Genomic DNA, 21,049 nt, shown 5'->3' with positions numbered 1-21,049 from the left:
GGCGGCGGCGCTTTGCAAAGGTATTGGGCGGGTCACTACAATGGCAAGTTCTGGGCGAAGGGGTGGATTTTAACCCAGCCACCCCCGGAAACCCCGGATATAACCGGATGATTCCCTGATGAATAACGATTCCAACAATAACGCCGCTCCCGCCCCCGCCGCCGACACGACTTTTCCCGCCGCCTGGCAACCCGCCCTGGACCACAGTGCCTACCTGCGCCAGCTGCTCTCCTGCCGCGGCGAACTGGTGCCGATCCTGGCTGAATCCTGGCAGCGCCCCCTCACCGCCGCCGACCTGGAGGAGTGGATCGCCCAGGCCGCCCCGGCCGACGAGGAAGCCCTGAAACCGGTGCTGCGGCGCCTGCGCCAGCGGGTCATGGCCCATCTCATCATCCGCGACCTGGCCGCCGCCGCGCCCCTGCAGGAGGTGGTGGAAACCATGACCCTGCTGGCCGACATCACCACCAACTTCGCCCTGGACTTCGTGCACCGCAGCCTGGTGCAGCAGTACGGCGAACCCCTGGACAGCCAGGGCCGGCCCCAGCGCCTGCTGGTGGTGGGCATGGGCAAGCTGGGCGGACGGGAGCTGAACGTCTCCTCCGATGTGGACTACATCTTCGTCTATCCGGAAGAAGGCCAGACCGCCGGCCGCGCCGACGGCGGCGGCCAGGTGGACAACTACGACTTCTTCCACCGCCTGGGCAAGCGCCTCATCATCGCCCTGGGGGACCTCACCGCCGACGGCCAGGTCTTCCGCGTGGACATGCGCCTGCGCCCCAACGGCGATTCCGGCCCCCTGGTGTGCAGCCTGGACGCCCTGGAAAACTACTTCATCACCCAGGGCCGGGAGTGGGAACGCTACGCCTGGATCAAGGCCCGGGTGATGAACGCCGGCGCCAACGACGTGAACAACTGGGGCCCGGTGCTGAGCCAGACCGGCCGCCCCTTCGTCTTCCGCAAGTACCTGGACTTCGGCGCCATCAACGCCATGCGCGACCTGCACGCCCAGATCCGCCGCGAGGTGGCGCGCAAGGACATGGCCAACCACGTCAAGCTGGGCCCCGGCGGCATCCGGGAAATCGAATTCATCGCCCAGGTCTTCCAACTGATCCGCGGCGGCCGCGACACCGCCCTGCAGATCCGCCCCACCCTGCAGGTCCTGGCCCTGCTGCCGGAGCGGGGCCTGATGGCCCAGGAGGCGGTGGACGAGCTGAGCACTGCCTACGACTTCCTGCGCCGCCTGGAACACCGCCTGCAATACGTGGCCGACCAGCAGACCCACAGCCTGCCCGAAGATGCGGAGGGCCAGGCCCGCATCGCCCGTTCCATGGGCTTTGCCGACTACCCTGCCCTGCTGGCCGTGCTCGACGGCCATCGCCAGCGGGTCTCCCTGCACTTCGAGGCCGTCTTTGCCGAACCGGAGGCACCCAGCTCCCAGAGCGAAACCCTCACCGCCCTGTGGCAGGGCGCCCTGGAATGCGACGGCGCCCAGGAAAAATTCGCCGGCCTCGGCTTTGCCGACGTGCAGGACTCCCTGGAACGGCTGCAGGCCTTCCGTGACGGCGCCCGCTACCAGCAGCTGCCCGCCAGCAACCGGGAACGCATGGACGCCCTGGGCCCGCGCCTGATCGAAGCCGCCGCGGCGACGCCGACGCCAGACCTGACCCTCTCCCGCTGCCTCGCCTTCCTCGAGGCCATCGGCCGCCGCGGCGCCTATCTGGCCCTGCTGCAGCAGTATCCCCAGGCCCTGAAGAAGGTGGCCGAACTCATCGGCGGCTCCAGCTGGGCCGCCGAATACCTGACCCGCCACCCCATCCTGCTGGATGAACTGCTGGACCCGCGCCTGCTGGAAGTAGCCACCGACTGGCAGCGCTTCCGCCGCGAACTGCGCCGGGCCCTGGACGAATGCGCCGGCGACACGGAACGGGAAATGGACCTGCTGCGGGAAATGCACCACGCCCAGGTCTTCCGCCTGCTGGCCCAGGACCTGGCCGGCCTGCACAGCATCGAGAAAATCTCCGACCACCTGACCGAGCTGGCCGACATCATGGTGGCCGAGACGGTGCGCCTGTGCTGGGGCAAGCTGAAGACCCGGCATCGGGAGGAGCCCGTCTTCGCCGTCATCGGCTACGGCAAGCTGGGGGGCAAGGAGCTGGGCTACGCCTCGGACCTGGACATCATCTTCCTCTTCGACGAAAAGAAGGACACCGCCCAGGAGGCCGAAGAGGTCTACGCCCGTCTGGCCCAGCGGGTGAACACCTGGCTCTCCTCCCAGACCCCCGCCGGCCTGCTCTTCGAGACCGACCTGCGCCTGCGCCCCAACGGCGATTCCGGCCTCATGGTCTCCTCCCTCGCCTCCTTCCGCGAATACCAGCTGCACAGCGCCTGGGTGTGGGAACACCAGGCCCTCACCCGGGCCCGCTTCGTCGCCGGCGATACGGACGTGGGCCGGGGCTTCGACGCCATCCGGGAGGAAATCCTGCGCCAGCCCCGGGACCGGGCCAAGCTCAAGGAAGAAGTGCTGGCCATGCGCCAGAAGATGATCGACGCCAACGCCTCGGATGCCGAAACCGTGGCCCGGGGCGAATTCGACATCAAGCAGGACCCGGGCGGCATCATCGACGTGGAATTCATCATCCAGTACCTGGTGCTGGGCCACGCCCACGAGCACCCGGAACTCACCGGCAACCTGGGCAACATCGCCCTCCTCGGCATCGCCGCCCGCCTCGGCCTGATCCCCACCGCCCTGGCCGAGCCGGTGCAAAACGCCTACCGCGACTACCGCCGCCTGCAACACGCCAAACGCCTCAACGGCAGCCCCAAGAGCCGGGTGGCAAGGGAGTCGGTAGCCGAGCGCATCGCCGCGGTACGGGCGTTGTGGGAGGAAGTGTTCAAGGGGTAAGGGCTAGGGGCGGCGGATGCCGCGGGCCTGAAATGAAAAAGCCGCCGGGAATCCGGCGGCTTTTTGGGGGAGTGCTAACGTGGAAACTCAGCTGACGGCAAAAAGGTACCGCCTTTTGACGGTCCGCTGGAGCGAAGGGTTAGCACTCAATCTGAAGCACATCTGATAGGTCTCGCTTATATGCAAGGTACCCCAGCTCTTTTGCGCTATCGGTCCACCCGAGGGCTGCAAGAACTGAGTACGAATGAAAGTGTTTGCCGTCGTAAAGGTTGAACGAAAGACCGTTTCTCGGGGTAGGCCAGATATTGTGCAGGTGGTTAAAGACAACTTCGTTCAAGACTCTCAGCCTGTCTTCGGCGAAATGGTTGTACTGGTTTCGTCCGGCATACACGATCATGCCCATTGGTAGGTGACCAATGTCTCTGCCAACACAGAACTGTTCCGGAAGCGAAAAGGTACCTTTTAGGCGAGCCTTGGAACTTTCGCGTATTAGTCGATTAATTTCAGATTCGAAGTGACGAGCGTTCTCGGATTTTCCCTTAGGGACTGCATAGCGTTCTATGGCAATGTACGCGATCTGAAGAATCGAACCCGCGATGACTTCGCGCGCTACGTCAGTGCTAGAGAAATGCTCCTTGTGCGTGTCGAGTTCTTCACGCGACCGTGACTTAGTTATGTCTACAAGTGCCCGCATCTTGCGCCAACCGTAATTGTTAAGCAGGCCGAAGAGCCCCTCCGCCGCTGGAGCTGTGCTAACCATGTACGAGCGGGCGTCTTCCATTGAGTGCTAACGTGGAGGTCACCAACGCTACGCGACTTTATCGCGCAGCGTCCAGTGAACCGCAGGGTTATGTTTCATTTGGGTAGATGCGATTGCCATTCATGCAGCTGGTGGCTTCGATCGAGGTACGCGTGGGCGGGGCGCATGGAGCTTGGAACGGGCATCTTCATCACCTTCCCGTGGAGTTTTGCTGACAGAAGAAGGTCATACTCAGTGTATGGGCCATCTTTCAACTCAGGATCGAAATACCAAACTCGGTAGTCCTTCGTCACAGTAACAAGTCCTTCGTCAAACAGCTTGTGGTGTACGCTGTTCAGCAGCAATCCATTTCGGACGTCTAGTCTTTCTTCGGGCTTACAAGTGGCCCAAGGGACGATGTGGCAGGCTTCGAGTACGGACGGGAACGAGATGTCAGTGAAGGCACAGCGATATTGATAAGCCATGAGCAGTGCGTCTCTAAACAGGGACTGTGCGATGCCTCGCGTCTTAACCATCCGCATGATATCGGCCGCGCTACTGGGATTGCCAGCTAGTTCGGTAACAATCTCCTCATACGTCGTTCCGTCAGACGCGAAGGCGAATGGATTCGGGATAGCGTTCCAGTTGTAGGAACGAACAAGTGCTTCTCCTTCCTCAAATTTGTCTACATCATATGCAATGAACCCTGTGCCAGGCTTCCCGCTTTGGTTGACTATGAGAATGGTCAGCGGAGGAAGCTTTTCCTCAAGGCAGTAATCTTGGATCAAGCCAAGTACATACCGTAATGCTCGATGATGGACGCCAAGAAGGGTGCCCAACTCACCGTAGGTGATGGTCCTTCCATCAGCCGCCCGTTTTGTAAGAATGGGCCATGCTCGATAGGCTCGTTCAGCTTGATTGATAGTCATGGGCGACGGGCTCCGATGAAACATAACGTGCAAACTCAGGGGCGCGTAGCCGGCTTGCCGGCGGAGCATCCCGCTGGAGCGGAATATTAGACATTTGGCACACTGGCTGCCGCGACTGTATTGCGACTGCCTTTACGCGATTTATCATGTGCCCTGCCAGCGGCTAGGTAGACCGCATTTGAGCAGACCTCCCAAATTTGGTCCTTGTGCCAGTAGCTACTACCGGCCGCCCATTTGGGGTGACCTTGTTTCTCTGCTGGAGTTATTTTCGTTCGGCCAAGCCCGTCCTCCGTGTATAGCGGAAGCCAGCGTGACAGATCGCCGTTGACGCTAATGCAAACAAAAAAATGCTGATCTGTAACCCGAAGATGAGCGGTGCAAGTGTATGTGCCGCCCTCCTTTTCTAGGGTGTCCGGATCAAGGTGCAATGCCAAACCGACGGATATTTCAGCCGGAATGTCTTTGTCGTAGAGATGGGCGTATTTGGGATTCATATGTCTAACGTGAAGTAGACGGCATATCTGACGTATAAGCCGGAAAAGAAAATCCTGAACGCCCCCGACTAGACGACAGAATCCTGCTTCCGATAAGGCATCTGACTAGATAACTCATAATTCCTGACTGATAACAAACGGTGGAAAATAGCATGGCAGCGGCCAGAAAACATCAGGCCGAGAGCATAATCAGCCGCTCGATTTATGTCGAGTGACTAGACCCAAACGCTGCACTTCCAGCCCACTGAGAACCTGGGCACCAGGTCGGCCACCGGCCATGCCAGAATCGCCCCAGACCCCTGCCCCACAACCCAATCCCCACGCCCCTCCCAGCCACGCCATGCCGGAGAAGCCCATCCCGCCTGCCTCCCAGGCCGGCCTCCGCAAACGACCCATTTCCCCCATTCCGGCCTCCGGCTCGCATGGGTGTATAATCCCGGCCCTATGTCCTTGATGCCACATTTACTTTTCTGCGGAGACGCCCCCTTTGCGTTTTGACGAACTGGGCCTGGCGCCCGAAATTCTTAAGGCCGTGACCGAGATGGGTTACGCCGAAGCAACCCCGATTCAGCAGCAGGCCATTCCCCTGGTCCTGCAGGGCAAGGACCTCAAGGCCTGCGCCCAGACCGGTACCGGCAAGACCGCCGCCTTCACCCTGCCCCTGATCCAGCGCCTGCTGCACCTCGATACGGCCAGCCCGTCGCCGGCCAAGCACCCGGTGCGCGCCCTGATGCTGGCCCCCACCCGGGAACTGGCGCTGCAGGTGTATGAGTCGGTGAAGTCCTACACCAAGTACACCCACTTCCGCTCCATCTGCCTCTTCGGCGGCGTGGATATCAAGCCCCAGATCGCCGAGATGAAGAAGGGCGTGGAGTTCGTCGTCGCCACTCCGGGCCGCCTGCTGGACCACGTGGAACAGAAGAGCGTCTCCTTCAACCAGGTCCAGGCCCTGGTGCTGGATGAAGCTGACCGCATGCTGGACATGGGCTTCATCCCCGACATCCAGCGCATCCTCAACATGCTGCCGAAGACCCGGCAGAGCCTGCTCTTCTCCGCCACCTTCTCCAACGAGATCCAGCGCCTGGCCGACACCATGCTGCAGTCGCCGATCCTGGTGGAAGTGGCCCGGCGCAACCAGGTGAACGACACCATCACCCACCGGGTGCACCCGGTGGCCGAGACGCGCAAGAAGGACCTGCTGATCAAGCTGCTGCGCTCCGGCGAGATCACCCAGACCCTGGTCTTCATGCGCACCAAGCAGGGCTGCGGCCGTCTGGCCCGGGAACTGGAGCGGGCCGGCATCGCCGCCGACTCCATCCACGGCGACAAGTCCCAGAACGAGCGCATCAAGGCCCTGGACGCCTTCAAGAACGGCGGCTGCAAGGTGCTGGTGGCCACCGACGTGGCGGCCCGCGGCCTGGACATTGACCACCTGCCCTACGTCATCAACTTCGAGCTGCCCCACACGCCGGAAGACTACGTGCACCGCATCGGCCGCACCGGCCGCGCCGGCCGCCAGGGCAACGCCATTTCCCTGGTCTGCGCCCACGAGGTCGGCTATCTGGCGGATATCGAAAAGCTGATCAAGATGCAGATCGAGCAGGTGGCCGTGGCCGGCTTCGAGCCGGAGATGGATTACGAATATCCCCCCGGCAGCGGCAAGAAGCGCCGGGCCCACGAGACCCACGCCCCGTCCCAGCCCGTGGCCGGCCGCAGCAAGCCCCCGGTGAAGCGCAACAACATGATCGCCAAGGACGGCTTCGACTTCTCCAAGCCCTACGAGCCCAAGGCCGCCCCGGCCACGGTGCCGAGCAAGGAGGAAGCGGCCCACACCCCGGTCGGCAAGCCCGATCCCCACAAGCCGAAGAAGCCCATGGTGGCGGCCCTCCTGGGCGGCCTGGGGCGCAAGTAAGGCAAGCCTGCGGGCAGCAAAAAGGCCACCTCCCGGTGGCCTTTTTTACTCCCGGCATCCGAATCAACCGAGCGGGCCGCCCACGGGGCCGGCCAAGAAAGCAAGCATGAGCGACGCACCGATGATCCGCTGGAGCGAAGACGGCACCGACCACACCGCCCTGTGGCGCTCCGAGGCCGGGCTGCCGCCGCCGAAGCGGGTGCTGGTGGCCGACGACACCCTCAACGCCGACCAGGCCTACCGCCTGGCCTGCGAGGGCACGGCCCTGCTCTGGCGCGGCGACTTCCACAACGGCCGCCAGCTGCTGCAGGCCCTGGCCCGGCGCATCGAGCGCAAGCAGCCCAAGGGCAAAGGCAAGGCCAGCAAGGACGCCGCGCCGGCCTCCCTGACCCAGGCCTTCCATCTGCACCGCCAGGCCCAGGGCCAGCGGGCCCGTATCCTGGCCATGCTGCTCATCGCCGTGGACGCCGACTACCGGGTGAACCTGCGCCGGGCGCCGGATTTCAGCGCCGCCTGCACTGAGGCCTACGGCCCGGCCGGTGAGCCCTTCGTCGTCAGCCTGCGGGAACTGCAGGCCCTGGTGGGCGCCCACGAATGGCGCCGCAAGGGCGTCTCCATCCCGGCCCTGGGCGCCACCATCCACCCCCATTACGGCGTCTTCTCGCCCCTGCGCGGCGAATACCTGGAACTGCTGGCCCAGGCCCCCCTTCCTGCCTCGGACCTGGCCTTCGACATCGGCACCGGCACCGGCGTCATCGCCGCCCTGCTGGCCAAGCGGGGCCTGGCCAGGGTGGTGGCGACGGATCTGGACCCGCGGGCCCTGGCCTGCGCCCGGGAAAACCTGGAACGCCTGGGCCTCTCCGCCCGGGTGGAACTGCAGCAGCGGGACCTCTTTCCCGAGGGGCGGGCGCCCCTGGTGGTGTGCAACCCGCCCTGGGTGCCGGCCAAGCCCAGCTCCCCCATCGAATACGCCGTCTTCGACCCGGACAGCCGCATGCTGCGCGGCTTCCTGGCCGGCCTCAAGGACCATCTGGCGCCCGGCGGCGAAGGCTGGCTGATCATCTCCGACCTGGCCGAGCACCTGGGCCTGCGCTCCCGCCAGCAGCTGCTCGACTGGATCGCCGCCGCCGGCCTGGAAGTGGCGGCCCGCCACGACATCCGCCCCAGCCACGGCAAGACCCGGGATGCCGACGATCCCCTGCACGCCGCCCGGGCCGCCGAAGTCACCTCCCTGTGGCGCCTGCGGGCCGCTTAGCGCCGGCAGCAGGGCCCGCCCCGGGCCGGTCAACGCAAAAGGGCCGCATCGTGACGCGGCCCTTGCCTTGAGGGGAGACTGTTTCAGGGATTGGCGTTGCGCATGCCGCCGGGGCCCATACCGCCCCCGCCCGGACCCATGCCGCCACCGCCGGGACCCATGCCACCGCCACCGGGACCCATGCCACCTCCCGGGCCCATGCCGCCGCCCCGGGCCGGCGGCACCTCGGGCAGGGTCACGCCTTTTTCCTTGGCCCGGGCCTGCATGGCCTCGTGGTGTTCCAGGCGCACCTTTTCCCGCTCCTCGGCGGTCTTGGCGCTGCGCATCTTGGCCCGGTGTTCCCGGCGCTCCTGGGGCGTCATCAGCTGGCTGCCGTAAATCTGCTCCTGCTTGGCCGGCGCCGCCTGTTTAGCGGTATCGGCGGCCTGGGCCAGGCCGGGCAGCAGCAGGGCGCCCAGGAGGGCGGAAACGGCACAGAGAGTCGGAGTTTTCATGATCGAATCCTTCCACGGTTAGGTTGGCATGACACGGCTGTTCCTGTGCTCAATCTAGGCCGTCCAACCCCGTAACGCCAGAATCAATATCAAGAAACGCTGATAAACCTCGAATCCCCGGGCTGACCAAAGCTCAGGCCGTTACGCCCTGCAGGCCGCCGAAGAAGGTCTCGGTACCGCCGTCGCCCTTGAGGGTGATGTAGAAACTCTGGTTGTTGTAGGCGATGCGGGCTTCCACCAGGGCGGCCTGGGCCGTGGGATTGCCCTGCAGCGCGGCATAGCGGGCGGCGTATTCCTCGTAACCCTGAACGGCATGAAGCATCTCTTCGCCGGAAGCCACCTCGGCGAACTGGTCCCGCAGCTCCGTGTCTTCATGGAACAACTGCTCGATCCTGGCCTTGTCCGGGTGATCGTTGGCGACGCTGGCGTAGCCCATGCGATCCGGCGTCAGCACGGGCTCGGGCGGCACTTGGATGCCGGCCTGGCGGAACTTCTCTGCCGCATTGGCGGCAAACTTTTCCTTGGCGGCAGCCACCGATGCGGGCGTGGGGCACTCCAGGGGCGGCAACTCCTTGGGCAGGTTGCTGGCGGCCGCCGTCTGGGTGGCAGTGCTGCTGCCGTCAGTGGCGGCGGCCTTTACCGGCGTGGCCGAGGCGGTGCTGTAGGTCGCGTAGAGTCTGTTGAGGGAAGCGATGTTCATGACCGGCTCCGGGGGGATGACGGCCATGCATTTGCGATTTCCATGCCAGAGGGCTGGCGGCGGACGGCTCAGGGCAGCAGGCGGAGGATGGCCAGGGAGCAGTTGTCGCCCTCCCCCTGGCAGCGCTGGCGGGCCCGGTTGATGAGGATTTCCGCCGCTTCCCGGGCCGGGAAGGCGGCCAGCACGCCGCCGATCTCCGCGTCGGAGAAATAGGCCCAGAGGCCGTCGGAGCAGAGCAGGAAGTTGTCGCCGGGCTGGACTTCGGCCTGGCCCACGTCGATCTTGGGATCGTCCTTGTCGCCCAGGGAGGTGAGCAGGACATTGCGGTTGGGGTGGATCAGGGCCTGCTCCGGCGTGATCTTGCCGGCCCGCACCAGATGCTCGACGTAGGAATGGTCGGCGCTGTGCTGCAGCAGCCGGTCGCCCCGGTAGTGGTAGAGGCGGGAGTCGCCGCAGTGGGCCCAGGTGGCGCCGCCGGGCTCCAGCACCAGCATGACGGCGGTGCTGTGGGGGTCCTTCTCGTTGAGGAAGCGGCTGGTGCGGATCAGCAGGTGGGCCTCGTGGATGGCGGTGCGCAGCAGGTCGCCGGCGGCCTCATCCTTGGGGGCGTAGCTGGAGAAGTTGTTCTGGGCGGTATGCACCACCTGCTCGGCCGCCAGAGCGCCGCCGGTGTGGCCGCCCATGCCGTCGGCCAGCACGGCCAGCACCGTGCCCTTGAGCCAGGGATGGGCCATCAGCCCCACCCGGTCCTGCTGTTCCTTGCGGTCGCCCTGATGCTGGGCGACGCAGGCATCCAGGGTCAGCGCCATGAGAGGCTCCCGGGGCCGTGCCTAGCCGAGCAGCTTGTCCTTGATTTCCTCGGCGCTGGGCACCTTGCCCGCCATGTGGGGATTGCGGCTGTGGAAGACCCGGGTGGCGGCGACGATGACCTGATGCACTTCCTGCTGGGTCAGTTCCGGGTGGCTGTCACGCACCACGCGGAAGGCCAGGTGTTCCAGGGAGTGGCCGCCCCAGGTGTTCTTGGGGTCGAAGAAGGGTTCGATCTGCACATACACCGCGTCGAATACATTGCGCAGTTTGCTGTTGCCGCGGCGGTCGGGGCGTTCCTGACCGTTGGCGTCGATAAAGGTGGCCGTATTCAAGGGTGCTGTCCTTCAAGGGATGGTTTTTCCGGACGATTATAGCGCCGGGGCCGGCCCCGAGTCAGGATTGGTGCTGAAAGCGCTCCAGCAGCACGTCCAGGTATTCGGGCAGGTCGTCGGCATGGATGCCCAGTTCCTCCTGCACGTCCTCCACCACCCGGCCCCAGTCCGGGTCGTCCAGGTGCAGATACTGGTGGTAGGCGTGGATGGCCAGCTGGATGATGGCCGCCAGGCTGCGGGAGTCGCCCGGCACCAGCTGGGGCAGGTCGTGGTGGAAGCGGATGGCCTCGCAGATGAACTCGGGCAGGTGCCAGTGGCGGGCCACGAAATAGCCGACGACGCAGTGGTCCGCCTGGTATTTCTTGTCCTCTTCCAGCAGGTCGATCCAGGTGTCGTTCTCCTCCAGGTGCATGGCCCGGCAGTAGGAGGGGAAACGCTCCATCAGCAGGGGCACGCCGCAGTCGTGGAAGATGCCGGCCAGGTAGGCCTGGTCGGGGAAGACGTTGCACACCATGACCCGCTCGTCGGCGATCAGCATGGCCAGCTGGGCGATGGTCTGGGAGCGGCTCCAGAAGCGCTCGTAGGCCTTGCGGTGCTTGGAAACCTTGTTGGCGCCCATGAGGGCGATGGCCTGCACCAGGTTGAGGGTCTGCTTGAGGCCGATGGCCTGGAGGATTTTCTCCAGGTTGTCGAAGGGCTGGTGCTGGCGGTAGGCGGAGGACTGCACCGCCTTGAAGAGCATGGCGGTGATGCCCGCATCCTGGGAAATGACCCTGGCCAGGGCCCGCAGGTCCGCCTCGTCGCTGCGCAGCAACCGCTCCAGTTCCTCCACCACCTTGGGCTGGGGCGGCAGCTTGACGCCCTGGGACAGCAGCCGCTGCAGCGTCTTCTCGTCCTTTTGCAGACGGCTTTCAGGGACGGATTCGACCGTTGCGGCGGCGGAGGCAGAGGAGGTCATGGGGCCTTAAGTCTGGGGTAATTGCTCTTCCAGCAATTCTACCCAGTGCCGCACCGGCACGGCACTAGGAGTCCCCCTAGGTGCGCCGCCGCTCTGCAGGTGGGTGAGACAGCCGATGTTGGCGGTGGCGATCACTTCCGGCAGGCCGGCACCGAGGGCCGAGAGCTTGTTGTCCCGCAGCTGCTTGGACAGTTCCGGCTGCAGGATCGAGTAGGTGCCCGCCGAGCCGCAGCAGAGGTGGCTGTCGGCCACCGGGGTGAGGGTGAAGCCGGCGGCGGCCAGCAGCTCCTCCACCACGCCGCGGATGCCCTGGCCGTGCTGCAGGGTGCAGGGCGAGTGGAAGGCCACCTTGCGCCCGGCCGCCGGCTGGTGGGCCAGCAGGGGCAGCAGGGCTTCCTTCTGGGCCAGCACCAGTTCGGCCGCGTCCTTGGTCAGCTCGGCGATGCGGGCCGCCTTGGCGGCGTAGGCCGGATCGTCCTGCAGCAGGTGGCCGTATTCCTTGACGTGGGCGCCGCAGCCGGAGGCGGTCATGAGGATGGCCTCGGCGCCGGCCTCAACATGGGGCCACCAGGCGTCGATGTTGCGCCGCATGTCGTCCAGGGCCGCCTCCTGGGCATTGAGGTGGAAGCGCAGGGCGCCGCAGCAGCCGGCCTTTTGCTCCTCGATCATCTGGATGCCCAGGCGGTCCAGCACCCGGGCCGCAGCGGCGTTGATGTTGGGCGCCAGGCCGGGCTGCACGCAGCCGGCCAGGGCCAGCACCTTGCGCTGGCGCACCGCCGTGGGCCGGGGCTTGGCCGGCCCGCCGGCGGCCGCGGGAATCTTGTCGCCGAGGACGGAGGGCAGGAAGGGCTTCAACACCTTGCCCACGGCCACCGCCGGGTTGAACAGCCAGGGCCGCGGCAGCACCTCCTTGAGGGCCAGGCGGGTCAAGGCTTCCAGACCGCCCCGGGGCACCCGTTCCTCCACTACCTGGCGGCCGATGTCCAGCAGGCGGTGGTACTTCACGCCGGAGGGGCAGGTGGTCTCGCAGGAACGGCAGGTGAGGCAGCGGTCCAGGTGCAGGCGGGTGCGCTCGGTCACCGGGCCGCCCTCCAGCACCTGCTTGATCAGGTAGATGCGGCCCCGGGGGCCGTCCAGCTCGTCCCCCAGCAGCTGATAGGTGGGACAGGTGGCGGTACAGAAGCCACAGTGCACGCAGGTGCGCAGGATGGCGTCCGCCTCCTTGCCGGCCGGCGTGTCCTTGATGAAATCGGCGAGTTGGGTCTGCATCTCAGAGGCCCTCGTAGAGGCGCCCGGCGGCGAAGACGCCGCGGGGGTCAAAAGTGGCTTTCAGGCGGCGATGGATGTCCAGCAGGGGCGAGGCCAGGGGGTGGAAGGCCTGGTCCCGGGCCGCCGCCGGGCCGCGGAACAGGGTGGCGTGGCCGCCGGCCTTTTCCGCCACCGCCCGCACGTGGCGGGCCTCGGCGTCGGACACCAGCCAGCGCTGGGCGCCGCCCCACTCCACCAGGGTGCGCCCCGGCAGGTCCAGCTGGGGCGCCGTGGAAGGCACGGCGAGGCGCCACAGGGCAGGCTCGTTGGCACCGCCGGCGCCAGCGAAGAAGGGATGGGTCTGTTCCCGCACCCCGGCCCAGAAGGCAGACGCGACGCCGGCCTCCACCAGGGTGCCGCCAAGCGCGGCCTGGGCTGCGGCGACGGCGGCACGGGCGCCGGAAAGGCGCACCGTGATTGCCTCTCCGTCCGGGTGCCCGGCGTCGCTCCACACTGTGGCGGAAATGGGCAGGGGCTTGCCGCCCCACTGGTTCATCAGGGCCAGGGCCTTGGCCTGGGAGGTTTCCAGGCGGATGGTGGCCTCGGCCACGGGCCGGGGCAGCACCTTGAGGGACACTTCCAGCAGCAGACCCAGCTGCCCCAGGCTGCCGGCCAGGAGCCGGGGCACGTCGTAGCCGGCCACGTTCTTCATCACCTGGCCGCCGAAGTCGAGCACCTGGCCCTGGCCGTCCATCAGGCGCACGCCGAGGACGAAGTCCCGCACGGCCCCGGCCTGGGCCCGGCGGGGGCCGGAGAGGCCGGCGGCGACCATGCCGCCGACGGTGGCATCAGGGCCGAAATGGGGCGGCTCGCAGGCCAGGTACTGGCCCTTTTCCGCCAGCACCGCCTCCAGTTCGGCCAGGGGCGTGCCGGCCTTCACCGTGACCACCAGTTCGGTGGGCTCGTAGGCCACCACGCCGCGATGGCTGCGGGTGTCGAAAATGTCGCCCTGCACCGGGCGGCCATAGAAGTCCTTGCTGCCGCCACCCCGGAGCAGCAGGGGGGCGCCGGCGGATGCGGCCAGGATGCGCTCCCGGCACTGTTGTTCGAAAACCTGGCTCATGCCTTTTCTCCACGGGTCTGGCGATACTCCCGGCAGCGGGCCGGGGTGGGGATGGCCTTGCCCGGGTTGAGCAGGCCGGCCGGGTCGAAGGACTGCTTGACGCCCTCGAAGCGGGCCAGCTCCTCCGGCGTGAACTGGGCGCACATCTGGGTGATCTTCTCCACCCCGACGCCGTGCTCGCCGGTGATGGAGCCCCCCAGGGCCACGGACAGCTCCAGGATCTCGGCGCCGAAGGCGGTGGCCCGCTCCAGTTCGCCGGGCTGGTTGGCGTCGTACATGATCAGGGGGTGCAGGTTGCCGTCGCCGGCGTGGAAGACGTTGGCGCAGCGCAGGCCGTATTTCTTCTCCATGGCGGCGATGGCGGTGAGCATCTCCGCCACCCGCTTGCGCGGAATGGTGCCGTCCATGCACAGGTAGTCCGGGGTGATGCGGCCCACGGCGGGAAAGGCGGCCTTGCGCCCGGCCCAGAAGCGCAGGCGCTCGGCCTCGTTGGCGGAGACCCGCAGGGAGGTGGCGCCGCTCTTTTCCAGCACGGCGCGCATGGCGGCGATTTCCTCCTCCACCTCCTCCGGCGTGCCGTCGGATTCGCACAGCAGCACGGCCTCGGCGTCGAGATCGTAGCCCGCCTTGACGTAGGGCTCAACGGCGTGGGTGGCGGGCTTGTCCATCATCTCCAGGCCGGCGGGAATGATGCCGGCGGCGATGACCTCGGCCACCGCGTTGCCGGCCTTGGTGACGGAATCGAAGTAGGCCAGCACCACCTTGGCCACCTGGGGCTTGGGCGTCAGCTTCACCAGCACCTCGGTGATCACCGCCAGCATGCCTTCGGAGCCGTTGAGCAGGGCCAGCAGGTCGAAGCCGGGGGCATCCAGGGCCGCGCTGCCGAAGGTCACCGCCTCGCCGGCCATGGTGTAGCCCCGCACCTGCAGCACGTTATGCACGGTGAGGCCGTACTTGAGGCAATGCACGCCGCCCGAGTTCTCCGAGACGTTGCCGCCGATGGTGCAGGCGATCTGGGAAGAAGGGTCCGGCGCGTAGTAGAGGTTGTAGGGCGCGGCGGCCTCGGATACGGCCAGGTTGCGCACCCCGGGCTGGACCAGGGCGGTGCGGGCCACCGGGTCCACCTTGAGGATTTTCTTGAACTTGGCCAGGGACAGCAGCAGGCCCTGGTGGTGCGGCATGGCGCCGCCGGAAAGGCCCGTGGCGGCGCCCCGGGGCACCACCGGCACCTGGAGCCGGTGGCACAGCTGCAGGATGGCCTGCACCTCCGCCTCCGTCTCCGGCAGGGCCACCGCCAGGGGCAGGTTGCGGTAGGCCGTGAGGCCGTCGCATTCGTAGGGGCGCAGGTCCTCCGGCTCCCCGTAGACCCGGCCCGGGGGCAGGATGCGCCCCAGGGCGGCCAGCAGGGCCGCCTGGTCCACGGCGAAATCCGGACTGTCCGGCAGACGGTCACCCATGGTCGTTCTCCTCGTGCGCTGGACCCACGGCCAGCTTGGCTTCAAGACAGGTTGCTTGCGGCGCCGCGCCCACCCGGGCCGCCGCCTGATAGAGATGGCCGGCCGCCGCCTGGCGCGCCGCCGCTGCATCGCCGGCGGCGATGGCGGCGTAGAGCCGTTCGTGTTCGGCCTGGGCCGCCGCGGCCCGGCCCGTGGCATGGCCGGCTGCGTCCCAGGTGGGACGGCGGCTTTCGGAAAACTGGGCGGAAAGGAAGCTGACGAAGCGGCGGATTTCCGGGTTGTGGGTGGCGGCGGCAATGGCCTGGTGGAAGACGTCGTCGTCCTCGGCGCCGTCGTCGCCCTGGCGCACCGCCTCGCCCATGGCCTGCAGGGCCGCGTACATGGCCGCCAGGTCGGCCGGGGTGCGGCGCCGCGCCGCCAGTTCCGCCGCCCCGGTCTCCACCAGGGCCCGCAGCTCGAAGATATGGCTGAGGGCTTCCCCCGCCGGGGTCCCCGGGGCCAGCTTGAAGCTGCCGCTGTCGGGCCGGGCGGCCACGCTCATGCCCGAACCCTGGCGCGAGGCCACCAGACCGTCGGCCTTGAGGCGGGCCACCGCCTCCCGCACCACGGCGCGGGAAACGCCGAACTCGGCGGCCAGGGCCATTTCCGTCGGCAGGCGCGCCCCCGGCGCATAGGCGCCGCTGCGAATGCGCTGCTCCAGGGCCGCCCCGATGTCGGCGGAAAGCCCGGCCGAAGGGCCCACGCCACGGCCCCGGGCGGAACCCGGGGCGGCAGTGCTGGCAAGGGATGGGGAAGCGGCCATGAAAGTTGTCTGACAAATTTTTGCCAAGACTAAAACCCGCCCCGCCACCGGTCAACCTAGGGGAAACCCTCCCCGCCCCCAGCATGCTCCCCACTCCGGGCGGAGAGGAAATGCAACAGCCCCGGCGGCATCTCCCTCGGCACTTCCAGCATGAACCCGGCCAGCCAGCCGGCAATGGGGTCAGCGGGCAGCGCGACCCCGCTAAAGTCGCGGGCCAGATGGAAATAGGCGGCCCCATAGGCGCGCAACCCGGCCGGGCCGCCAGCACCAAGCCTCGCGGCAGTTGGCGACAGCAGCAGCCGACGGCAGCGGCCGTGACGGAACAGGAACACCACCCGGGCCGCCCCGCAGCCGGCCAGGGGCTCCCCCCGGCCATTGACCAGCCCTTCCCCCGGCCTCTCGTACAGACACAGCTGCCGGCACCCGGGCAAGGACGGCAGGACTTCAGCCATAGGTGCGCCAGAAGAAGGCGCCGGCCATGAGGAAGTTGAGCAGCACCACCCCCCGCCGCAGACGCCGGGGTTCCAGGCGCTGACTGAGCCGCGCCCCCAGCCAGCCCCCGGCAACGGCGCCGGCCGCCAGGGCCAGGCCCGGCCCCCAGCGCACCTGACCGGCGACAATGAAGCAGAGGACGGCCACCGCATTGGTGGTGCCGACGAACAGGCTCTTGGCGCCGTTCACCGCCCGCAGTTCGGTATGGCCCCAGATGCCCCACAGGGCCATCATCATGATGCCCACGGCGCCGCCGAAATAGCCGCCGTAGACGGCCAGCAGGCCCTGGCCGGCCAGCATGACGCCCGGCCCCGGATGGCGCTGCCGTCGCAGCAGGCGGCCCGCCGCGCCGCCCCAGGCGAAGGCCACGGCCCCCAGCAGGAGCAGCCAGGGCACCAGCAGGTCGAAATGGCGGGAGGGTGTCAGCAGCAGCAGAATGGCGCCGATCAGCCCGCCGGCCAGGCTGACCGCCAGCAGGCGGGAGGTGGCCACCCCGGGAAAGGGGGCAAAGTCCCGCCGCAGGGTCCAGGCGCTGGCCAGGGCGCCGGGGAACAGGGCCACGGTGCTGGTGGCATTGGCGACGGTGGACGGCACCCCGGCCAGGATCAGGGCCGGCAGGGTGACGAAGGAGCCGCCGCCCGCCAGGGCATTCATGGCGCCGGCCAGGGTGCCGACGGCGAGAAGCATGAGTGAGTTTTCCATGAGCCTCAGTCTGAAACATGGAGCACCCCCTGAAAATCGGCATTTTTCTCAGGCACACTTCGGGTAATCCATAGGCTGAGCAGGGAGCCGCGCCATGCGTTTCGATCTCACGGACCTCAATCTCTTCATCCAGGTCGCCAACAGCGGCAGCATCACGGCCGGCGCCGAGCGCTGCCATCTGTCCCTGGCCTCGGCCAGCGCCCGTATCCGCGGCATGGAGGAAACCCTGGGCACGCCCCTGTTGCAACGGGGCCGGCGCGGTGTCACGCCGACACCTGCCGGCCGGGCCCTGCTGCACCACGCCCAGACCATCGCGGCCCAGGTGCAGCATCTGCGCGGCGACCTGGGCCAGTATGCCCAGGGCCTCAAAGGCCACATCCGGCTGCTGGGCAACACCGCCGCCCTCAGCGAGTTCCTGCCGGAGGCCCTGGCTGCCTTTCTCGCCGCCCATCCCCAGGTCGATGTGGACGTGGAGGAACGGCTCAGCCACCACATCGTCGAGGCCATCGCCGCCGGCCTGGGCGATGTGGGCATCATTGCCGACTCGGTGGACCCGGGGGAGCTGGAAACCCTGCCGTTCCGGGAAGACCGCCTGGTGCTGGTATGCAGCCGCCGTCATGGGCTCGCCGGGCGCGAGACGGTCAATTTCGCCGACACCCTGGACTGGGAATGGGTCGGCCTCACCCCGGGCAGCGCCCTGCCCGACTTTCTCGCCGCCCACGGCGCCCGCATCGGCCGCCAGCCCCGCTACCGGGTGCGGCTCGGCAATTTCGACGCCCTCTGCCGCATGGTGGAAGCGGGCGTCGGCGTCGGCATCGTCCCGGTGACGGCAGCCCGCCGCTACGCCCGCAGCATGGACCTGGCGGTAGTGCCCCTGGCCGATGCCTGGGCCAGCCGCCAGTTGCGGCTCTGCTGCCGCCGGCTGGAGGCGCTGCCGCCCTATGCCCGGCAGCTGGTGGAGCATCTGCGGCAAGCCTCGCCGCCGGCCATCTAAGGCGCCACACCCGGCCCCCGGCGCCTCATTCGCCGCCCCTGCCCGGCGACCCGTCCGCCAGTTCCTCCCGCACCGCGGCGAGGACTGCGGCGGAAATCGTTTCATCCTCCACCGTCCGGGCCAGCACCAGACCGCCCGCCGGGGAGGCCATCAGGGCCAAGGCCCGGCGGCGAAATCGCCTGGCCCCGGCCGACCCGGCCCGGCGACACCCTGCGGGTGGAAAGCGAAGTGCAGTCCATCGTGCCCTCCCGCTCCAAGCCCCACCAGGGAATGGTCACGGTGCGCAGCGAAACCCTCAACCAGCACGGCGAGACGGTGCAGGTGCTGACCGCCAAGCTGGTGGTGCCGCGCCGCCCGATTGCCTGAGCTGGGGCCGGCCTCAGCCGCCGCGCGGTGCCGGCAACACCAGCACGGCGCGGAAGTCGTTGACGTTGGTGCGGGTGGGGCCGGTCAGCAGCAGGTCCCCCAGGCCGGCGAAGAAGCCGTAGGCGTCGTGGCCGGCCAGATGGGCCCGGGCGTCCAGGCCGGCAGCGGCGGCCCGGGCCAGGGTCGCCGGATCGATGCGGGCGCCGGCGTTGTCCTCGGAGCCGTCGATGCCGTCCGTGTCCGCCGCCAGGGCGTGGATGCCGGGCCGGCCGCCGAGGGCCAGCGCCAGGGCCAGGAGGAATTCGCTGTTGCGCCCGCCCCGGCCCAGGGGCGCGCCCGGCGCCACGCTGACGGTGGTCTCGCCGCCGGAGAGCAGCACGCAGGGCGGCGCCAGGGGCGTGCCGTGGTCCTGACAGGCCAGGGCCAGGCCGGCCATGACCTTGGCCACCTCCTTCGCCTCCCCTTCCACCCGGTCCCCCAGCACCAGGGGCGTAATGCCGGCGGCCCGGGCGGCCTCGGCGGCGGCCAGGAGGGACTGCTGGGGCCGGCCGATGAGCCGGTAGTCGCTGCGGCCGAGCCGGGGATCGCCGGGCTTGGGCGTCTCCAGGGCGCCGGACTGCAGCAGGGCGGCCACTTCCGGCGGCACCTCGATGCCATGGCGGGCCAGTACCGCCAGGGCGTCGGCGCAGGTAGTAGGATCGGCCACGGTGGGGCCGGAGGCGATGACCGAGGGGTCGTCGCCGGCCACGTCGGAAATGGCCAGGGTCAGCACCGGGGCCGGCCAGGCCGCGGCGGCCAGGCGCCCGCCCTTGACCGCCGAGAGGTGCTTGCGCACGCAGTTGATCTCGCCGATGTCGGCGCCGCTGAGCAGCAGGGCCCGGGTCAGGGCCCGCTTCTGGGCCAGGCTGACGCCGGGGGCCGGGGCCGCCATGAGGGCGGAACCGCCACCGGAAATGAGGGCCAGCACCCGGTCCTTTTCCGTCAGGCCCCGCACCTGTTCCAGGATGCGGGCGGCAGCGGCCTCGCCGGCGGCGTCCGGCACCGGATGGGCCGCCTCCACCACTTCGATGCGGCGGCAGGGCAGGCCGTGGCCGTAGCGGGTCACCACCAGGCCGGAGAGAGGGCCGGGCCAGTGTTCCTCCACCGCCCGGGCCATGGCCCCTGCCGCCTTGCCGGCGCCCACCACCACCAGGCGCCCGCCCTCGGGCAGGCTGGCCGGGTCCGGCAGATGGGGCGGCACCAGCCGGGCCGGATCGGCGGCGGCGAGGGCGGCCTGCAGCAGGTTGTGCAGCAGGGCGTCGGGGGCGAGTTGCTTCTGGGAGGCAGTGGACATGGGGACTCCGGGAAAAGTCGGGACTGGCCGGACGGCACTCGCCGCCAGCGTCGGCGGCTGGCGGCGGCTGGCGGCAGAAGCGGGGCCGATGGCCCGCGCCGGTGCTGCCCGGGCCGGCCGTGCGCTGGGCAGGTCGCCCGGCAGCGCGCTATTACCTCGCTATTACCTAATGCATACTTTCTTGACCTGGATCAACGGTCGCCGGCGTCCAGGGGTTAGGCTGACCGCCCAGCCTCCGGGCTCCCTGCGGCCAAGGGCCCGGTCTGCACCGGCCTCGGGCCGGCCGGGGAGGACATGGGGCCGTTGCCCCGTTGCCGCCTTTTTACCGCCTTCTGCCTTTCTGACCATAGCGCACGCCCATGAGCACCGAACTTTTCACCTGGAGCGACGATTTTTCCGTCGGCATCCAGGAAATCGACGAACAGCACAAGGTCCTGGTGGGCCTGCTCAACCAGCTCCACGAGGCCATCCGCGACCACCAAGGCAGCGCCACCTCCCGGGAGATCCTGGACCGGCTGGCCGACTATACCCGCACCCATTTCACCGTGGAAGAGAGCCTCATGCGGGTCACCAACTACCCGGATTTCCCCGGCCACAAGGCCCAGCACGAGGAGCTGATCCGCCAGATCCGGGAGCTGCAGGAGAAGCTGGACACGGGCAAGGCCGCCATCAGCTTCGAGCTGCTGCACTTCCTCAAGGTGTGGCTGACCAAGCACATCAGCGAAACCGACAAGCGCTTCGGCAGCCACTTCCTCGGCGTGCCCCTGGCCGCCGACTGGTCGCCGGAGGTGGAGGCGGCCATGAACTCGAAAAAGGCCTGGTGGCGCTTCTGGTAAGCCTGGCCGCTTGAGGCCGGCAGTGCAGGACAACGGCAGCGAGGCTGCCGTTTCTTTTTGCCGCGGCCGTGGCGCCCCGGGGCGATGCTGCCGCCCCCGCGGCTTGCCGCTTATAGGGGGACTGCCGCCGGGAAAATCGGCCCGCCTGCCCCGTAAGCGACAACGCCCGCC

22 protein-coding genes are annotated in these 21,049 nt (G+C 68.0%); 6 read left to right on the top strand and 16 right to left on the bottom strand.

Translation table 11 applies throughout. From position 1 onward, the window contains the following. The first annotated feature begins 118 nt into the window (after window positions 1-118). On the top strand, window positions 119-2,902 hold the full coding sequence (glnE, locus tag ACLSSQ_RS05290; RefSeq protein WP_416243987.1) for a bifunctional [glutamate--ammonia ligase]-adenylyl-L-tyrosine phosphorylase/[glutamate--ammonia-ligase] adenylyltransferase: 2,784 nt from the start codon (window positions 119-121) through the stop codon (window positions 2,900-2,902). A gap of 139 nt (window positions 2,903-3,041) precedes the next feature. Here glnE and ACLSSQ_RS05285 read toward each other — a convergent pair whose 3' ends face one another. The 3 genes from ACLSSQ_RS05285 to ACLSSQ_RS05275 all read right to left on the bottom strand — a co-directional run bounded on the left by ACLSSQ_RS05285 (window position 3,042) and on the right by ACLSSQ_RS05275 (window position 5,064). Further along, window positions 3,042-3,683 carry a hypothetical protein gene (locus ACLSSQ_RS05285; RefSeq protein ID WP_416243986.1) on the bottom strand — a complete coding sequence of 214 codons (642 nt, stop codon included), beginning with the start codon at window positions 3,681-3,683 and terminating at the stop codon, window positions 3,042-3,044. A gap of 74 nt (window positions 3,684-3,757) precedes the next feature. Next, window positions 3,758-4,570: an HNH endonuclease gene (locus tag ACLSSQ_RS05280; protein WP_416243985.1), complete on the bottom strand. Its 813-nt coding sequence runs from the start codon at window positions 4,568-4,570 to the stop codon at window positions 3,758-3,760. 86 nt (window positions 4,571-4,656) lie between these two features. Beyond that, the gene (locus ACLSSQ_RS05275) at window positions 4,657-5,064 is read right to left on the bottom strand and encodes a hypothetical protein (protein ID WP_416243984.1); all 408 of its coding nucleotides are present in this window, start codon (window positions 5,062-5,064) and stop codon (window positions 4,657-4,659) included. Between the two features lie 487 nt (window positions 5,065-5,551). Here ACLSSQ_RS05275 and ACLSSQ_RS05270 point away from each other — a divergent pair, with 487 nt between their 5' ends. Together ACLSSQ_RS05270 and ACLSSQ_RS05265 are read left to right on the top strand one after the other, a co-directional pair. After that, window positions 5,552-6,976, top strand: coding sequence for a DEAD/DEAH box helicase (locus ACLSSQ_RS05270; protein WP_014238415.1), 1,425 nt, complete (start codon window positions 5,552-5,554; stop codon window positions 6,974-6,976). A gap of 106 nt (window positions 6,977-7,082) precedes the next feature. Then, complete coding sequence (locus ACLSSQ_RS05265) at window positions 7,083-8,231, top strand: methyltransferase (RefSeq protein ID WP_416243983.1); 1,149 nt, start codon at window positions 7,083-7,085, stop codon at window positions 8,229-8,231. An 83-nt stretch (window positions 8,232-8,314) separates the two neighbouring features. Here ACLSSQ_RS05265 and ACLSSQ_RS05260 read toward each other — a convergent pair whose 3' ends face one another. From ACLSSQ_RS05260 to ACLSSQ_RS05210, 11 genes are all read right to left on the bottom strand, one after another. Beyond that, window positions 8,315-8,725 (bottom strand): hypothetical protein, encoded by a 411-nt coding sequence (locus tag ACLSSQ_RS05260; RefSeq protein WP_014238417.1) that lies wholly within the window; start codon window positions 8,723-8,725, stop codon window positions 8,315-8,317. A 133-nt stretch (window positions 8,726-8,858) separates the two neighbouring features. Then, window positions 8,859-9,425: a hypothetical protein gene (locus tag ACLSSQ_RS05255; protein WP_416243982.1), complete on the bottom strand. Its 567-nt coding sequence runs from the start codon at window positions 9,423-9,425 to the stop codon at window positions 8,859-8,861. Window positions 9,426-9,493: 68 nt separating this feature from the next. Next, window positions 9,494-10,234, bottom strand: a complete 741-nt coding sequence (locus tag ACLSSQ_RS05250) for a PP2C family protein-serine/threonine phosphatase (protein ID WP_416243981.1) — start codon at window positions 10,232-10,234, stop codon at window positions 9,494-9,496. Between the two features lie 21 nt (window positions 10,235-10,255). After that, window positions 10,256-10,567, bottom strand: coding sequence for a hypothetical protein (locus tag ACLSSQ_RS05245; protein ID WP_014238420.1), 312 nt, complete (start codon window positions 10,565-10,567; stop codon window positions 10,256-10,258). Between the two features lie 61 nt (window positions 10,568-10,628). Continuing rightward, window positions 10,629-11,525 carry an HDOD domain-containing protein gene (locus ACLSSQ_RS05240; protein WP_014238421.1) on the bottom strand — a complete coding sequence of 299 codons (897 nt, stop codon included), beginning with the start codon at window positions 11,523-11,525 and terminating at the stop codon, window positions 10,629-10,631. Window positions 11,526-11,531: 6 nt separating this feature from the next. Next, window positions 11,532-12,794 carry a glycolate oxidase subunit GlcF gene (gene glcF / locus ACLSSQ_RS05235; protein WP_152089641.1) on the bottom strand — a complete coding sequence of 421 codons (1,263 nt, stop codon included), beginning with the start codon at window positions 12,792-12,794 and terminating at the stop codon, window positions 11,532-11,534. Window position 12,795: 1 nt separating this feature from the next. Beyond that, complete coding sequence (gene glcE / locus ACLSSQ_RS05230; protein ID WP_416243980.1) at window positions 12,796-13,896, bottom strand: glycolate oxidase subunit GlcE; 1,101 nt, start codon at window positions 13,894-13,896, stop codon at window positions 12,796-12,798. After that, the gene (locus tag ACLSSQ_RS05225; RefSeq protein WP_205230789.1) at window positions 13,893-15,353 is read right to left on the bottom strand and encodes an FAD-linked oxidase C-terminal domain-containing protein; all 1,461 of its coding nucleotides are present in this window, start codon (window positions 15,351-15,353) and stop codon (window positions 13,893-13,895) included. The genes glcE and ACLSSQ_RS05225 overlap by 4 nt, the downstream gene beginning before the upstream one ends. Next, window positions 15,346-16,155 carry a FadR/GntR family transcriptional regulator gene (locus ACLSSQ_RS05220; RefSeq protein WP_130458994.1) on the bottom strand — a complete coding sequence of 270 codons (810 nt, stop codon included), beginning with the start codon at window positions 16,153-16,155 and terminating at the stop codon, window positions 15,346-15,348. Before ACLSSQ_RS05220 ends, ACLSSQ_RS05225 begins: the two co-directional genes overlap by 8 nt. A gap of 56 nt (window positions 16,156-16,211) precedes the next feature. Next, entirely contained in the window at window positions 16,212-16,607 is a 396-nt protein-coding gene (locus ACLSSQ_RS05215; RefSeq protein WP_416243979.1) for a hypothetical protein, read from the bottom strand. Next, window positions 16,600-17,334, bottom strand: coding sequence for a sulfite exporter TauE/SafE family protein (locus ACLSSQ_RS05210; protein WP_416243978.1), 735 nt, complete (start codon window positions 17,332-17,334; stop codon window positions 16,600-16,602). Before ACLSSQ_RS05210 ends, ACLSSQ_RS05215 begins: the two co-directional genes overlap by 8 nt. Window positions 17,335-17,443: 109 nt before the next feature. On the opposite strand from ACLSSQ_RS05210, the gene ACLSSQ_RS05205 reads away from it, so the two are divergent. Next, the gene (locus tag ACLSSQ_RS05205; protein ID WP_416243977.1) at window positions 17,444-18,343 is read left to right on the top strand and encodes a LysR family transcriptional regulator; all 900 of its coding nucleotides are present in this window, start codon (window positions 17,444-17,446) and stop codon (window positions 18,341-18,343) included. Between the two features lie 25 nt (window positions 18,344-18,368). On the opposite strand, the gene ACLSSQ_RS05200 is transcribed toward ACLSSQ_RS05205, so the two are convergent. Next, entirely contained in the window at window positions 18,369-18,494 is a 126-nt protein-coding gene (locus ACLSSQ_RS05200) for a hypothetical protein (RefSeq protein ID WP_416243976.1), read from the bottom strand. A 77-nt stretch (window positions 18,495-18,571) separates the two neighbouring features. On the opposite strand from ACLSSQ_RS05200, the gene ACLSSQ_RS05195 reads away from it, so the two are divergent. Continuing rightward, on the top strand, window positions 18,572-18,709 hold the full coding sequence (locus ACLSSQ_RS05195; RefSeq protein WP_416243975.1) for a hypothetical protein: 138 nt from the start codon (window positions 18,572-18,574) through the stop codon (window positions 18,707-18,709). Between the two features lie 13 nt (window positions 18,710-18,722). Here ACLSSQ_RS05195 and ACLSSQ_RS05190 read toward each other — a convergent pair whose 3' ends face one another. Beyond that, a complete protein-coding gene (locus tag ACLSSQ_RS05190) occupies window positions 18,723-20,042 on the bottom strand; it encodes a glycerate kinase type-2 family protein (RefSeq protein ID WP_416243974.1) in 1,320 nt (439 codons plus the stop codon). A 359-nt stretch (window positions 20,043-20,401) separates the two neighbouring features. Between ACLSSQ_RS05190 and ACLSSQ_RS05185 the strand changes: the two genes are divergently transcribed. Then, on the top strand, window positions 20,402-20,878 hold the full coding sequence (locus ACLSSQ_RS05185) for a bacteriohemerythrin (protein WP_014238430.1): 477 nt from the start codon (window positions 20,402-20,404) through the stop codon (window positions 20,876-20,878). Window positions 20,879-21,049 lie beyond the last annotated feature (171 nt).

Source organism: Azospira sp. APE16, assembly GCF_047901315.1.
In the GTDB taxonomy this organism is placed as follows: domain Bacteria; phylum Pseudomonadota; class Gammaproteobacteria; order Burkholderiales; family Rhodocyclaceae; genus Azospira; species Azospira oryzae.
This window is presented reverse-complemented; position numbering and strand designations above follow the sequence as displayed.